This is a genomic window from Gemmatimonadota bacterium (genome assembly GCA_040882465.1).
Lineage (GTDB): Bacteria > Gemmatimonadota > Gemmatimonadetes > Longimicrobiales > Gaopeijiaceae > JBBEBG01.
Window position 1 is genome coordinate 210,950 of record JBBEBG010000026.1, and the last position, 15,025, is coordinate 225,974.

General features: G+C 67.2%; 12 protein-coding genes. 9 read left to right on the forward strand and 3 right to left on the reverse strand.

All coding sequences use genetic code 11. From position 1 onward, the window contains the following. Nucleotides 1-10: 10 nt before the first annotated feature. Nucleotides 11-1,060, forward strand: a complete 1,050-nt coding sequence (locus WEG36_08900; GenBank protein MEX1257723.1) for an LLM class flavin-dependent oxidoreductase — start codon at nt 11-13, stop codon at nt 1,058-1,060. Here WEG36_08900 and WEG36_08905 read toward each other — a convergent pair. Further along, nucleotides 1,039-1,710 (reverse strand): lectin, encoded by a 672-nt coding sequence (locus WEG36_08905; protein MEX1257724.1) that lies wholly within the window; start codon nt 1,708-1,710, stop codon nt 1,039-1,041. The two genes, WEG36_08900 and WEG36_08905, sit on opposite strands and share 22 nt — an antisense overlap. Nucleotides 1,711-1,876: 166 nt before the next feature. On the opposite strand from WEG36_08905, the gene WEG36_08910 reads away from it, so the two are divergent. The 6 genes from WEG36_08910 (at nt 1,877) to WEG36_08935 (ending at nt 8,191) form a co-directional block, all read left to right on the forward strand. Then, nucleotides 1,877-2,800 (forward strand): aldo/keto reductase, encoded by a 924-nt coding sequence (locus tag WEG36_08910; GenBank protein MEX1257725.1) that lies wholly within the window; start codon nt 1,877-1,879, stop codon nt 2,798-2,800. Nucleotides 2,801-2,917: 117 nt separating this feature from the next. Then, entirely contained in the window at nt 2,918-3,469 is a 552-nt protein-coding gene (locus WEG36_08915; GenBank protein ID MEX1257726.1) for a hypothetical protein, read from the forward strand. Further along, nucleotides 3,462-3,860: a transcriptional regulator gene (locus WEG36_08920; GenBank protein MEX1257727.1), complete on the forward strand. Its 399-nt coding sequence runs from the start codon at nt 3,462-3,464 to the stop codon at nt 3,858-3,860. Before WEG36_08915 ends, WEG36_08920 begins: the two co-directional genes overlap by 8 nt. Before the next feature lie 50 nt (nt 3,861-3,910). Beyond that, the gene (locus WEG36_08925) at nt 3,911-4,675 is read left to right on the forward strand and encodes a di-trans,poly-cis-decaprenylcistransferase (GenBank protein MEX1257728.1); all 765 of its coding nucleotides are present in this window, start codon (nt 3,911-3,913) and stop codon (nt 4,673-4,675) included. Then, nucleotides 4,672-6,192 carry a DUF4173 domain-containing protein gene (locus WEG36_08930; GenBank protein MEX1257729.1) on the forward strand — a complete coding sequence of 507 codons (1,521 nt, stop codon included), beginning with the start codon at nt 4,672-4,674 and terminating at the stop codon, nt 6,190-6,192. Before WEG36_08925 ends, WEG36_08930 begins: the two co-directional genes overlap by 4 nt. Nucleotides 6,193-6,316: 124 nt before the next feature. Continuing rightward, complete coding sequence (locus WEG36_08935; protein MEX1257730.1) at nt 6,317-8,191, forward strand: PQQ-binding-like beta-propeller repeat protein; 1,875 nt, start codon at nt 6,317-6,319, stop codon at nt 8,189-8,191. Between the two features lie 21 nt (nt 8,192-8,212). Here WEG36_08935 and WEG36_08940 read toward each other — a convergent pair whose 3' ends face one another. After that, nucleotides 8,213-9,799: an ATP-dependent DNA helicase RecQ gene (locus WEG36_08940; GenBank protein MEX1257731.1), complete on the reverse strand. Its 1,587-nt coding sequence runs from the start codon at nt 9,797-9,799 to the stop codon at nt 8,213-8,215. Nucleotides 9,800-9,970: 171 nt separating this feature from the next. Here WEG36_08940 and WEG36_08945 point away from each other — a divergent pair, with 171 nt between their 5' ends. Both WEG36_08945 and WEG36_08950 read left to right on the forward strand, forming a co-directional pair. Continuing rightward, nucleotides 9,971-11,236: a serpin family protein gene (locus tag WEG36_08945; GenBank protein ID MEX1257732.1), complete on the forward strand. Its 1,266-nt coding sequence runs from the start codon at nt 9,971-9,973 to the stop codon at nt 11,234-11,236. 154 nt (nt 11,237-11,390) lie between these two features. Continuing rightward, on the forward strand, nt 11,391-13,133 hold the full coding sequence (locus WEG36_08950; GenBank protein MEX1257733.1) for an ABC transporter ATP-binding protein: 1,743 nt from the start codon (nt 11,391-11,393) through the stop codon (nt 13,131-13,133). An 18-nt stretch (nt 13,134-13,151) separates the two neighbouring features. Here the strand turns inward: WEG36_08950 and WEG36_08955 are convergent, their stop codons facing one another. After that, nucleotides 13,152-14,903: an alpha/beta fold hydrolase gene (locus WEG36_08955; GenBank protein ID MEX1257734.1), complete on the reverse strand. Its 1,752-nt coding sequence runs from the start codon at nt 14,901-14,903 to the stop codon at nt 13,152-13,154. Nucleotides 14,904-15,025: the final 122 nt, after the last annotated feature.

Here is a 15,025-nt window from a genome sequence, read left to right on the forward strand (position 1 = left end):
GGGGAATTCGATGGAGATCGGGATCTATTCGTTCGCCGAAACCCGGCTCGAAGCCGGGACGGGGCGCCAACTCGCGGCCGGCGAACGAATCCGCCACCTCATCGAGGAGATCGAGCTCGCGGATCGGATCGGGCTCGACGTCTTCGGGGTCGGCGAGCACCACCGCCCGGACTACACCGTCTCCGCTCCCGCGATCGTCCTCGCCGCGGCGGCCGCGCGCACTTCGCGAATCCGCTTGACGAGCGCCGTGACCGTGCTCAGCTCCGACGACCCGGTTCGAGTCTTTCAGGACTTCGCGACGCTCGACCTCATCTCGAAGGGCCGGGCCGAGATCATGGCCGGGCGGGGCTCCTTCGTGGAGTCATTCCCACTCTTCGGCCAGGACCTGGCCGACTACGACGAGCTCTTCGCCGAGAAGCTCGAGCTTCTCCTGGCATTGCGTGAAAATGAACGGATCACCTGGTCAGGGAAGCACCGCCCGTCCATCGAAGATCGAGGAGTTTATCCCAGGCCCGAGCAGAACCCGATTCCCGTCTGGATCGCGGTGGGCGGAACTCCGGGCTCCGTCGTGCGGGCGGGAACCCTCGGCCTCCCGATCGCGCTCGCCATCATCGGGGGGGCACCGGCCCGCTTTCGCCCCGTCGTGGACCTCTACCGAGACGCCGCCACCCGCGCCGGGCACGATCCGGCCACCCTCCCCATCAGCATCAATTCGCACGGCTTCATCGCCGACGACGCCACTGAGGCCGCGGAGCTCGCCTTCCCTCCTTTCGCCGAGACGATGACCCGGATCGGGCGCGAGCGGGGGTGGCCCCCGACCACCCGCGCCCACTTCGACGCCGAGGCCGACCTTCACGGAGCGCTGTTCGTCGGAAGCCCCCGGGAGGTCGTGGAGAAGATCCTCTACCAGTGGGAGATCTTCCGCCACGACCGCTTCCTCCTTCAGCTCACGGTCGGGCCGATGGCGCACGACCGGGTTCTCCGCGCGATCGAACTGCTCGGAACGGAGGTGGCGCCGGTCGTGCGCCGAGAGCTGGGTCAGTCGGCCGCGAAGCAATAAAAGAGCCCGGCGCCGCCCGTCGCCACGAGCTGCTCCTGCGAGCAGCCCTGGCTCGCATGCGCCGTATTCCATGGAGAGCCCGGAGTCGTACGGGAGAACCGGTCGTGGTGCCCCAGCATCGCCGCGCCTTCCCCACTGCTCGTCCAGTTGTTGCAGGTGCGATCCTGTTCCGCCGGGAAAGCCGTCCCGTCGAGCTGGCTCCCGGTCAGGATGTCGTGCGCGTTCGGCGAATCCCCCATCGCCCCCGAGTTTACCGTCTCGCCCCGCTCGTTCACCGAGAACTCGTAGTTCAGATTCGAATTGTTGTAGTGCAGGTCGTTCACGTTGGCTGCGACCTGGACGCCGGCGGCATTAAACCAGGGCCCAACGCCGATACGGTCCCGCGCATTGACCGCCGGCTGGCCGCCGGTCGCCTGGGTGCTCAGATACGCCCGCCAGGTGCGTGCTCCCGCGCCAACGGGCGCGGCCAACGCCTGACAATGGGCGTCGGCCCCCGCGAGGCCACCGAGATCGCCCCCATTTCCGAGTCCCACGCTCGTGATGAAGAACCCCATGGGCTGCTGTTGCTGCTGAGCCCCTCCCGCGAGCGGAAGCACCAATACGGCGACCAAGGCGATCACTCCCACCGAAAAGCTTCGAAAACAGACCATGACAACCCCTCCCTCCTGAAGTGGACCGAGACTATTTCAACCTCACCCGTGCTGGAGGTCCGCCCAAGGTAGTCGGGCCCAAATCGCGCCAGCAACTTCCTTTGCGCGCGCGCTCTCCCCCCGTAGCTTGGACCGAAGGAGCGACTCCCCTCACTCTCCGTGCCCCATGACGCACTCATCCGACTTCTCCCGCCGCGAGTTCATGCGCGCGATCGCGGGACTCGGTGCCCTCCTCGCCGCCCCGCGCCGACTCTTCGCGCGCCAGGCGCTCCCTACCCGGGCAATTCCGGTGAGCGGGGAGCAGATTCCCATCGTGGGCTTCGGGTCCACCAAGTCCGTGTTGGAAAGCCCGACGGAGGGGACGGGGCCGATCGCGAACGTCATGCGCATGCTTCGGGAGTACGGCGGGCGAGTGGTGGACACCTCGCCGCGCTCCGCGGCCATAGACCAGGAGTTCGGACGCGTGCTCCAGGAAGCCGCGGCGGCGGAGCCGCTCTTCATCGCCGCCAAGATCTACGTGGACGGCGCGGAGAATGGGATCGCGCAGTTCCGGCAGACCCAGCGGCTCTACGGGCGACGCACCCTCGATCTCCTCCAGGTCGAGAGCCTCCGGGACCTCGAGGCCCATTGGCCGAACGTGCGCGGCTGGAAGGAATCCGGAGAGGCCCGGTACATCGGAGTCACGGTCTTCCTCGACCGCGACCACGAGGCGCTCGAGACCTTCATGCGCCGCGAGCCGCTGGACTTCGTCCACATGAATTACTCGGTCGTCGAGACGGCCGCCGAAACCCGCCTTCTTCCCCTCGCCCGCGACCGGGGAATGGCCGTCCTCATCAACCGACCCTTCATGAATGGCGACTTCTTCCAGCGAGTTGCCGAGCGCCCCCTTCCGGAATGGGCGGCGGAGTTCGATTGCGTGAGTTGGGCCCAGTTCTCCCTGAAGTACGTGCTCTCCAATCCGGCCGTGACCTGTGTCCTCACCGAGACGACGAATCCCGTGCACATGGAGGAAAACATGCGGGCGGGACTCGGCAGGCTCCCCGACGACGCCACGCGGGTCCGGATGGCGGAGTTGATGCGGGGAATCTAGACTTTGTATAACAAAGTACTTGACGTAATCCTCGGGAGCCATTAACCTCTCGCCATCATGGGAACGCGTCCCCTCCCTCGGTCCCCTTCGGAGCCCGTCGCCCTGCACGATCGGGCCATGGATGACCTCCGATTCATCCGCCGCACGATGGAACGGGCGGGCGCCTTCACGGCCGTCCCGGGATGGGGCGGAGTCGCGATGGGGGTAACCGCCCTTGTGGCGAGCGCGGTCGCCACAGGGCAACCCACATTCGAGCGATGGTTGTGGGTTTGGCTCGCGGCGGCGGCGATTTCGGTGACGATCGCCATCTCCTCCATCGTTCAGAAGGCGCGCCGCGTCGGACTGCCGCTACGAACGGGTCCGGGCCGGACCTTCGTACTCAGCTTCCTTCCGCCGGTCCTCGCGGGCGCGGCGCTCACACCGGCCCTGTATTTCGCCGGGGCCACCGGAGCGATCCCGGGCACGTGGCTCCTCCTCTACGGGGTCGGCGTGGTGACGGCCGGCACCTTCTCGGTGCGCGTGGTCCCGGTCATGGGGCTCTCATTCATGCTCGCCGGCGCCGCCGCCCTCTTTTCTCCCCAGGGCTGGGGCGATCTCTACATGGCGGGTGGTTTCGGGGCCCTGCACGTCGCCTTCGGTCTGGTCATTGCCCGGAGGCACGGTGGCTGAGCGAAGCGCGGTCCCCAAGAAGCGAGACGAAGCCGTGGATGACGGCACACGAGAGAAGAACGGCTCCCCTTCGCGCCGGGCGAAGAGACGAACCAACCCGGTGGATCTCGACCGCGTCATCCACGAGCGGGTACGCCTCGGGATCGTGAGCGCGCTCGCCGTGAACGACACGTTGACCTTCAACGAGCTGAAGGCCCTGCTCGACACGTCTGACGGGAATCTGAGCGTCCACGCGCGCAAGCTCGAGGAGGCGGGATACCTGGTGTGCAAGAAGAGCTTCCAGGAGCGCGTCCCCCGCACCGAGTATCACCTTACAGCCGAAGGGAAGAAGGCGCTGGAGCGTTACCTCGATCACATGGACGCGCTGATTCGGCGCGTTCGGGAAAGCTGAGCCGACCCGGGCATGCGCCCTCAACCCTCTCTTTTTTCTCGCGAGGCTTTGTGATACAAAGATCTTTTCATACGCCGTCCCGCGGCCTCCACGTCGCGATCATCATGGACGGCAATGGGCGTTGGGCATCTTCTCGCGGCCTTCCCCGGACTGACGGCCACCGCGCCGGGGCCAAAGCCGTCCGTCGGACTGTCGAGGCCGCGCGCTCCCTCGGGATCCGGACTTTGACCCTGTACGCCTTTTCCTCGGACAACTGGCGCCGCCCCGGGGCGGAAGTCGGTGCGCTCATGCGGATCTTTCGGGAGTACCTCGAGGGCGAGGTCGGGCGGTGCGTCGCGGAGGGGATCCGACTGAACGTCGTCGGCCGGCGGGACCGCCTGGCCCCTTCCTTGGTTCGGGCAATCGAGGTCGCCGAGGCGGCGACCTCGACCGCGACCGAGCTCCAGCTTCGGGTCGCAGTCGATTATTCGTCGCGGGACGCAATCGTCGCCGCGGCCGGCAGGGGACCGGACATTGGGATTCCCACGCGGGACTCCTTCTCCCGCGCCCTCGCGGAAGTGATGCACGCCTCGGGCACGATCCCCAATGTGGATCTCCTCATCCGCACCGGTGGGGAGCGCCGGCTGAGCGACTTCCTTCTCTGGGAGTGTGCTTATGCGGAGCTCGTCTTCGTCGAATGCCCCTGGCCCGAGTTCGGACTCCAGGCGTTGCAGGAGGCGCTCGAAGAGTTCGACCGCCGGGAGCGGCGGTTCGGCGGGATCGAGAACACCGTGACTTCAGGGGTCACGCCCGACCGAGCGGAGGTGGGCCGATGACACAGGTCGTCATACCCAAGCGGCCGTTGATTCTGGGCGGCCTCCTCCTCGGCGTGATCGCGGATGTTCTCCTGCGGGCCCCGGGTGCGCCCGGGCTCAACCTCGCCCTCTGGGCGCTGGCCCTGGGGGGCGCCACCGGGCTTCTTCATCGCCGCAAGACGGGCGCCCCATACCCCGAGGCAACAATTCTCGTCGCAGGCGGCGTTCTCCTGGCCGCCACCATCGCTTGGCGAGATTCGGAGGCGCTCAAGCTGCTCGCCCTGGCGGGATCGGCAACGGCCTTCGCGCTCCCGGCGTACCGGGCCGGTGCGTCCTGGGTGCGGCGGACCCATGTGTTCGAATACGGCGGGGCGATCGCCGCCGCCATGGCCAGCTCGGCATTCGGATGCCTCTTCCTCGCTTTCGACGGCCCGGACGACTCCCGTGCGGCCCCCGCCGCCGGGGTCGGATGGTGGCGACGACTCGGTCCGGTGCTTCGCGGGGCGGCGCTCGCGCTCCCCGTCCTCCTGGTCGTAGGAGCCCTCTTCGCGGCGGCAGACCCCGTATTCGCGGACTTCATGGCCCGCCTGGTCCGATTCGACCTGGAACGGATCTTCGAACACCTCTTCGTCACCGGACTCTTCGCGTGGATCGCGACTGGATACCTTCGAAGCTTCCTCGGGAGGTCTCCTCTGGCCGAGGTCGGCCGGTTGGTGAGCTGGCGGCCCTCCTTGGGCGCGGGCGAGACCGCGACGGCGCTCGCACTTCTCGATCTCCTCTTCCTCGTCTTCGTGGCCGTGCAGCTCCGCACCTTCTTCGGCGGCGCCGCCTTCGTCGAGGCTACGCCCGGGCTCAGCTTCGCCGAATACGCGCGCGAAGGTTTCTTCGAGCTCGTGGCCGTGGGGGCCATCGTGATCCCCTTCCTTCTGGCGGCCGACCAGATGATGCGGCGCGACTCCTCGAGGGACGAGCGGGTCTTCCGCGCCCTCGCCGGCCTTCAAGTCCTCCTCCTCGCCGCCGTGATGGCGTCCGCCATCCAGAGGCTCCGACTCTACCTCGCCGAGTACGGCCTCACGGAGGCGCGTTTCTTCGCCGCAGCTTTCCTGGGATGGCTCGCCCTCTTGCTCGTCTGGTTCACAGCCACCGTGCTCCGAGGGCGACGCAGGCCCTTCGCCTTCGGTGCGCTTCTCATGGGTTTCGGCTGGATCGCGGCACTGATTCTGACGAATCCGGATGCCGCGATCGTCCGCGCGAACGTGGCCAGGGAAGGCACCGGTGTGGAGTTCGACGCGGCATACGTCACACGGTTGAGCGCGGACGCCGTTCCGACCCTCGTCGCCTCGCTTCCGGCTCTCACTCCGGTGGCGCACTGTCGGGTCGCCCGGTCTCTTCTCGACCGATGGGGGACGCCCCCGATGGGGGACTGGAGAAGCTGGAGCCTCTCGGCCTGGAGAGCTCGGGTGGTGGTTGCGCGGGAGCGGGTGGCACTCACCGCCGCCCTGGGGGAAATGGACGACTGCCCCGACGGCACGACTTAGGAGGGCCGCGCCGGTCTTTCCCGCGGCGCTTCTCTCTTGCCGGTGCGGGGTCCACCCGGGTACGATCCTCGTCGTCCCGCCGTCCTCAGGATTCCCCCTTCTCTCCCGCGGAAGGCGCCCTTCGATGATTCCCCAGCACCTGATCCCGACATCGCTCGTTCTGGGAGCCTTTCTCGCCGTCAACGCGGCGGGAGCATCCGGGCAGGCACCGCCCGTCTCTCCGCATCCGGGTGAAGTTCTTTTCCAGCAGCGCTGCAACGTCTGCCATGGGGGAGGAGATCCCCGAGCCCCGACAATCGCCACTCTCCGTTCGATGACCGCCGAACAGCTCACCTTCGCACTCACGGAAGGGATCATGGCTCCGCAGGGCTCCACGCTTTCCGCGGAGCAGCGATCCCAATTGATCGCCTATCTGGCCGCCCAGTCGGTTCCCCAGGAAGAGTGGATCACCTCCATGACATGCACCGCCGCCGCGCGGCGGGTTGCCCTGGAGGGGCCCGTGGCCATGCGGACCGCGGGCGTCGAAGTGACCGCCTCCCGCATGATCTCCGCCGAGGCGGCAGGACTCTCCCGGGACGATTTCGCGCGGCTCGAGCTGGCCTGGGCGATCGCCTTTCCCGGCGTCACCGGACTTCGCGCGGGGCCGGTCATCGTCGGTTCGACGGTCTTTTATTCGGCCGTGAACACGGCGAAGCTCCTCGCCCTCGATACGGAGTCGGGGTGTGTAAAGTGGGTATACGACTCGCCGACCCCACTCCGCTCGTCGGTCTCGCTCGGAGAGATCGGTGCTCCAGTCCGCCCGGCCCTCTTCTTCGGTGATGCGCGGGGACAGGTACACGCGGTGGACGCGGAGACCGGCGCGGCGATCTGGATCGCAAGTGGGCGGGCCGACGAGGGGAGCAGCAACATCACGGGCTCCGTCGTCTTCCACGACGGAAAGGTGATCGTTCCGCTCTCCGCCTCCGGCGTGGCCGCCGGCTCGAATCCCGACTTCGAGTGCTGCGTCGGACGAGGGGCCGTCGCGGCGCTGGACGCCGAGACGGGCCGACGACTCTGGGCGTACGTCACCATGGAGGAAGCCGAATACACCGGCGCGGTGAACTCCGCGGGGGCAAGGCTGCGCGGTCCCTCGGGGGCTCCCATCTGGTCCACGCCGTCCATCGATGCGCGCCGGGGGCGAGTCTACGTGACGACCGGGGAAAATACCTCGCTTCCGGCTACCGGAACGAGCGACGCCGTGATCGCGCTCGACATCGAGACGGGCGAAGCGCTCTGGATCTTCCAGTCGGTCGCGAACGACGTCTGGAACATGGCGTGCGGGGCGCGCCCGGGTCCGAATTGTCCCAGCGCGGACCAGAGCATTCTGCGGGACTGGGACTTCGGCGGCTCGGCGATCCTGATCGCGCTCGCGGACGGGCGGGAGCTCCTCCTCGCCGGCCAGAAGTCCGGCCACCTCTGGGCGCTGAATCCGGATGACGGGTCGGTCGTCTGGGAGAGGCGAGTGGGTGAAGGAGGAGCGCTCGGCGGAAACCATTGGGGAATCGCGGTGGATGGGGAACGGGTCTTCCTCCCGATCAGTGATCCCGGAGCCGGCGCGAATCGGATGCCCGGGATGTATGCCTTCGGCATCGCCACCGGAGCACCCGTCTGGGAACATCGGCTGAGTCCCGATTGCCCGCCGGAGCGCGCGGAGCGCGTCCCGGGATGTCAGGCGAGGTTCGGGCTCTCGGCGACGCCGTTGGTCGTGGACGGGGCGGTCATCAGTGCCGGGATCGACGGTCGCCTCTACATCTTCGACGGGGAGAGCGGCGAAACCCTCTTCCAATTCGACACCGCCCGCCCCTTCGAAGCCATCAATGGAGTGGAGGGCCACGGCGGCTCGATTGATGCGCACTCCATCGCGGCCGGCGCGGGAATGGTCTTCATCGGGTCGGGATACGGCTCCTTCTCACAGCCGCCTGGAAACGTCCTCCTGGGCTTCCGTCCGGCGGAGAACTGAGCGGTTCTCGATACCCAGCTTTCACCCCTGTCGCGCCTGCGACTCCGCGATCGCTGCCAAGAAGGCCGTCCCATACCGCTCCAGCTTCGCCGGCCCCACGCCGGGAACCTCGAGTAGTTCGCCGGAAGTCGAGGGCCGCCGCGCCGCCATCTCCCGGAGGACCTTGTCGCCGAACACGATGTACGCTGGGACACCCTGACGATCGGCGATCTCCTTCCGCAGGACCCGAAGTCGGGCGAAGAGGGGGTCATCGGCCGCCGTAACGCCCACGGTGAGCCGGTCAGCGGCTCGCGCGGGGGCAGCCCGGCCAACACTCGCCCCCGCCACCCGCGCGGCGACCGACACGCCTCGGCACACATCGCACGAAGCGCTGCAGCTCCCGATCCGCTCATCGAAGTGCCCCACGATGGATTCGTGTCGGCACCCGCCGGCCTCCACCAGGCGGAAGAGGTGTACGCTCGCTTCGCGCTTCTCCCGCCAGAGCTCGGGATCCTCGATCTCCGCAAGGAAGCGCTCGTGCTGCTTCACGTCGGCCCACGAGTAAAAGAGGACGCAGTCGCTCTCCAAGCCGTCGCGTCCGGCGCGGCCCATCTCCTGGTACCAGGACTCCACGTCCTTCGGCATGTCGCGATGGATCACGAATCGGACGTTCGGCTTGTCGATTCCCATCCCGAAGGCGACGGTCGCCACGACGACGTCCACCTCGTCCCGTCGAAAGGCCTCCTGATTTCGGGTTCGGACGGCATCGTCGAGCCCGGCATGGTAGGGGAGGGCCCGGACGCCGTTGCGGGTCAGATACGTCGTGGTTTGCTCTACCGTCCGCCGCGACAAGCAGTAGATGATCCCCGCCTCACCGGCATGCTCCCGCACGAGTGCGAGGATCTCCCGCTTCGTCTCGCCCTCTCCCTTCTTGCGACAGCCGATGTGGAGGTTGGGCCGGAAGAACGAGCCTTTGTAGCCGGCGGGGCTCCGCATCCCGAGTTGGCCGACAATGTCGCGAGCCACCGCATGCGTGGCCGTGGCCGTCAACGCGAGCACCGGTACCTCGAGCGCCTCGCTCAGTCCGCGGAGACGCCGGTAGGCCGGGCGAAAGTCGTGCCCCCATTGGGAAATGCAGTGTGCCTCGTCCACGACGAGGAGCGATACCGGGCACTCGAGGACGAACTCCCGGAGGGGCCCATCCAATGCTTCCGGAGCCAGGAAAACCAGCTCGAGCTCGCCCCGGCGGAACGCTCCGAGCCGGCTGCGGCGCTCCTCGGGATCGAGCGTCGAGTCGATCTGTGCCGTCCGGAAGTCCAGCTCCCGGAGGGCGTCCACCTGATCCTTCATCAGGCTGATCAGGGGTGAGATCACGAGGACCGTGCCTTCCAGGATCCGCGCGGGGACCTGATAGGTGAGCGACTTCCCCGCCCCCGTGGGCATGACCGCGATGCAGTCCCTTCCCACGAGCACCGCATCGATCACCTCCCGCTGGCCCGGTCGGAAGGAGGGATATCCGAAGACGTGCTGGAGGACGGACTGCGGATCCGAGGGGTCGCCGCCGCTTTCCGGCCCGGCGGGACCGGCCGGGCGAGGCCCTGCGGCCCCGAGATCGAGATCGTGCTGCATGGCGATGTGCGACATCCGCTACGAGGAGGGGAGAGGCTCCGCATGATGACGGCACCGCGAGGGCGCGTCCAGGGCTTAAATGGGGATTCCGCACACTGGTGCACCGGTCGAATAGGATCCGGACAGATTCACCCCGGGTACGGATGAACAAGCACCCGCAGTGGAGGAACCATGTTCGAGCTCACCCGAACTTTCCAATCGGCCGCGGCGCCACGTTCCGTCCGAGTCGCTCTCGCGGCGGTCGTCGCCGCGCTCACATTCGGGTGCACGCAGTCCTCCCGAATCACCGACCCCCTCCCACCGCCCCCCGGCCTGACCGTTCAGGGGCACCAGGTCTCCCTTGCGAACACTTCCTTCGGGCTCGGGCTCCTCACCCGCGTCCTCGAGGAAGAGACGGAGCCCAATGTCCTCCTCTCGCCCCTCAGCGCCTCCATGGCGCTCGGGATGACGCTGAATGGCGCGGTCGGCGAGACCTACGACGCGATGCGCGGGGCGCTCGGATTCGGGACGCTCTCCGAGGACGAGGTGAATGCGGCGTATCGCAACCTCATCGACCACCTGCGCGGGCTGGATCCGGACGTCGGGTTCGGCCTCGCGAACTCGGCGTGGCACGAGGAGTCCTTCCCGGTGAAGGCGCCCTTTCTCGACGCGGCGCGCATCCATTTCGACGCGGAGGTGCGCGCCCTCGACTTCTCCGATCCGGGCGCCCCCGGCGTGATCAGCGGGTGGGCCGAAGAGAAGACGGGCGGGCGCATCAAGGATCTCGTCACCAAGATCGATCCGGACGAGATGCTCTTCCTCGTGAACGCGGTTTACTTCAAAGCCCCGTGGGCTCTCCCCTTCAACGAATTTGGCACTCAGGCGGGGGCCTTTCGAACCCTCGCGGGCGCGGAGGCCACCGTGCCGCTCATGACGCTCGACGGTCCGGTCCTTCATTCGTCGGACGACCGGATCCAGGCGGTGGAGCTGCTTTACGCGGATAGCGCCTACGCGATGCTCGTGGTGGGTCCGGCGGAGGGAGGAACCCTGGACGATGTGGAAGATGCGCTTACTCCGACCGGCCTCGCCGCGATCGTCGAGTCCCTCTCTTCGTCGCGCATCCTCCTGACCCTCCCGAAATTCCGGTTCGAGTACGACATCCGGCTCGATCCGGCGCTGACCGCGCTCGGGATGGGGATCGCCTTCGACCCCTGGCAGTCCAACTTCACTCGGATCGCCGACCGCGACGACCTCTACATCACCCGGGTCGAGCAGAAGGCCTTCATAGACGTGCACGAGTTGGGGACCGAGGCCTCCGCGGCGACGTCTGTGGGCGTCGGCATCACCTCGCTCCCACCACAGCTCACCTTCGGTCGGCCCTTCTACTTCCTGATCCGCGAACGCGCCGGCGGTGCGATCCTCTTCCTCGGCCGGGTGGGCGATCCCTCCCTGAATTGAGGGGAATGGCACCCCGGGGAACGCCCGCCCCGGCAGGGGGTGACCGAACAGCGTGAGTCCCCCCTCCTTCCGCCGGTCGCCCGCAGCCCAGGGGCCCCTCCCCCCACTTCGCGAACGCCTCCATGCGCTTCGGCTCGTCCCGCGATTTCTCGGGATGGTCTGGCGCACGAGCCCCCTGTACGGCGCCGGGATCATCGCCGTGCGTGGGCTCGCCGCCTTCGGGCCGGTGGCGATGCTCTGGGTGGGAAAGCTCATCATCGACGGCGTCGTCGAGAACATCGGGGCCGCGGATCCCGATTGGAATCGGCTCCTGGGGCTCGTGGCCCTCGAGCTAACGATCGCGCTGGTCATGGATGGGCTGGGACGGATCGCGAACCTACTGGAAACCCTCCTCGGCGATCTCTTCGGGAACCAGATGAGCGTGCTCCTCATGCGGCACGCCGCGACGCTGGACCTCCAACACTTCGAGGACCCGGACTTTTACGACAAGCTCCAGCGGGCGCGCCGTCAGACCGTGGGGAGGGTCGCGCTCCTGGGCACGCTCCTTCAGATCGGGCAGCAGTTCCTCACCCTCGCCTCGCTCCTGGTCGCCCTCGTCGCCTACAACGTCTGGCTCCTCGTCATTCTCGTCGTCGCGATCCTTCCGGCTTTTCTCGGAGAGACCCACTTCGCGGGGGTGAGTTACTCCCTCTTTTTCCGCTGGACTCCGGAACGGAGGGAGCTCGACTACCTCCGCTACGTCGCGGCGAGCGACGCCACGGCGAAGGAGGTCAAGCTCTTCGACCTGTCGGACCACTTCATCCGTCGCTACTCGGATCTCGCGGACCGTTATTACGAGGCGAATCGGGGGGTGGCCCTGAAGCGGGCCGCGGTAGGGACGGCGCTCGCGGGGCTGTCCACGGTCGCTTATTACGGAGCGGTCGCCTTCATCGTCGTCCAGGCGGTCGGGGCGGTGATCACCATCGGGACGCTGACCTTTTTGATCGGCTCCTTCGACCGCAGCCGCGGGCTCATCCAGTCGGTGCTCCTTCGCGGCGCCTCCATTTACGAAGAGAGCCTCTTCCTCAAGGACCTCTTCGACTTCCTCGAGATGCGCCCCCGCGTCCCCACACCGGCCGACCCCGTTCCGTTTCCGCGCCCCATCCGTGAGGGATTCGTCTTCAAAGGCGTCGGATTTCGGTATCCCGACTCAGAACGGTGGGCGCTCCGCGACGTCTCCTTTCGACTCGGGCCGGGAGAGAGGATCGCCCTCGTGGGGGAAAACGGCGCGGGAAAAACGACGCTCGTCAAGCTGTTGACCCGACTTTACGATCCATCGGAAGGAACAATTTTGCTAGACGGCCACGATCTTCGGCAATACGACCCCGATGAGCTTCGGGCCGCCGTGGGTGTCATCTTTCAGGACTTCGTCCGCTACGACATGCGGGTGCGCGAGAACATCGCGGTCGGCCGGATCGAAGCCCGCGACGACGAGGCCCGCATCATGGAGTCGGCAAGGAAAAGCCTCGCCATGGACGTGGCGGAGCGCCTGGCCGGAGGGCTCGACCAGATGCTGGGTCGCCGGTTCGAGGGCGGCGCGAATCTGAGCGGAGGGGAGTGGCAGAAGGTCGCCCTGGCACGGGCGTACATGCGCGACGCACAGCTCCTGGTGCTGGACGAACCCACCGCGGCGCTCGATGCCCGCGCCGAGTTCCAGGTCTTCGAGCGGTTCAGCGAGCTGACCGCCGGAAGAATGGCCGTCCTCATCAGCCACCGGTTCAGCACGGTTCGCATGGCGGACCGGATTCTGGTGCTCGGCGACGGCCGGATCATCGAGGATGGAAGCCACGAGGAGCTTCTCGCCCTCGGGGGGCAATACGCGGAGCTCTTTACGCTTCAGGCCGCGGGGTACCGGTAGGGGCGCCGAATTTCCCTCTTACCGGCCGTCCACGAACCGCTCCTCGATCCAGCGTCCGATCATCTCCAGCGCCTCGGGAGCGAAGGTCTCTTCGATCGTCGCGTATTCCGCCATGAGGCCGGTCTCGGCATGCTGGAAGAGGTGATTGAGCCCGGGGAATACGTGAATGGTGGCGTCAGGATGGTCATCCCACGCGTCCTCGAGAATGGGCACGCTTTGCGTCGGAGGGACCTGTAGGTCCCGCTCCCCGTATAGGGCGAGGGCGGGAATCTCGAGATTCTCGAGTGTATCGATCGGATCGTACACCACAAGATTCCTGTACCAGGGCGACACCATCGTCGGGAGACCGGCCTCCATGTTCGACTGCACTGTTTCGGCCTCCCACACCGCGCGCAGCGCAGAGCCCTCCTCGGGGGGGAGCCCGGCGATCGCCTCCTCGACGGCCCGGTGGACAGCCTCCCGCGCCCGCTCGACCGTCGTTTCCGAAGCGGCCGCGTCGATACCGATACGGTTGATCGTCAACCCTTCCTCGAATTGAGTTGCGCCGGAAGCCTCCATGATCGCGCGCGACTGAGCGAGCAAGATCTCCCGCCCGCTCACCGACGGCCCCGCCAGCATCACAAGGAAGGCCACATCCTCCGTGTCCGCTGCGACTCCGGGCGCGACCCACCCTCCTTCCGAGTGCCCGATCAGGCCGACGCGGTCCGGATCGATCTCGGGGCGTTCACGAAGGAATGCCACAGCCGCGAGAGCGTCCCCGATATTGTCGCGAATCGTCGCTTCCATGACGTTGCCCGTGGATCCTCCCACTCCGCGGTCGTCCACACGCAGAACCGCGATCCCGCGGCGGGTCAGGTGGTCCGCGATCACGAGGAAGGGACGATGCCCCATGAGGGCTTCGTTTCGGTCCTGCGCGCCCGACCCAGTGATCATCAACGCAGCCGGGAACGGCCCCTCGCCTTCCGGAACCGTGAGCGTCCCGGCGAAACGCGTCCCATCGTTTGGGTTCTCGTAGGTCACCTCCACTTCCTCGTACGGAAAGGGCGGCACCGGGTCCTGCGGACGCGCGAAGGAGACCGGTCCGTCGCCCCGCGCCAGCCGCATCTGGATGGAGCTTCCGGCCTGCGTCCAGGTTCCCGCGATCGAATCGCGCCCCGCGGAAACCGTGCCCCGGAAGGCCCCGCTCGCGGAGGCGATCTCGAAGGCGAGCGTGTCTCTCGAAAGGCTGATGGAAGAGACCGGGATGTTCTCCGCGCCCTGGTCGGGGCTGTCCATGGAAGCGTGGACCTGGCCGCACGGCGCGGGCGCGAATTCGAAGCCGAGTCTCAGAACGAGGGCGCCCCCCTGATAGAGCCCGCCGTTCCAGTAACCCAGGAGATCCAACGCGGGATCGGGGACCGCCAGATCCACGCGGAAAAAGCTCACCGGAATGGATTGACCGGCCGACTGAATGCTGCCGGTCAGCGCATCCCCCTCGATCATCCCCTGAAAAGTGGCCGATCCGGTCCCGAGGGTGCTCGGGAAGGTCGTGCTCACCGACGCGCCGAGCATCGTCACGGCGGAGAAAGGGTCGGAGCTCGGGTTGGCCCCCATCCTGTGAATCGCTCCGCTCCAACTTCCGCCCACGTCGGAGAACTCGAAGGCCCCCCGCACGAGGTTGGCGCCCTGCGCCATCGTCCCGGCCCAACAGCCGCCCAAGTCCTGAGCGCCCGCGGGAAGGGCACCGGCGAGAATCCCGAACAGGGCGAGAAGGGACGCACGACGTATCATGGGCGACTTCCTGGAACGAAGGGCCTAGAGGACAGGGCTCGCGCGAATCGCGAGCCATGACGCCTCAGGTCATTCACGAATCGAAGGGGAAAAATCTTCATCGGGCCGGGCGCTCCCCACGA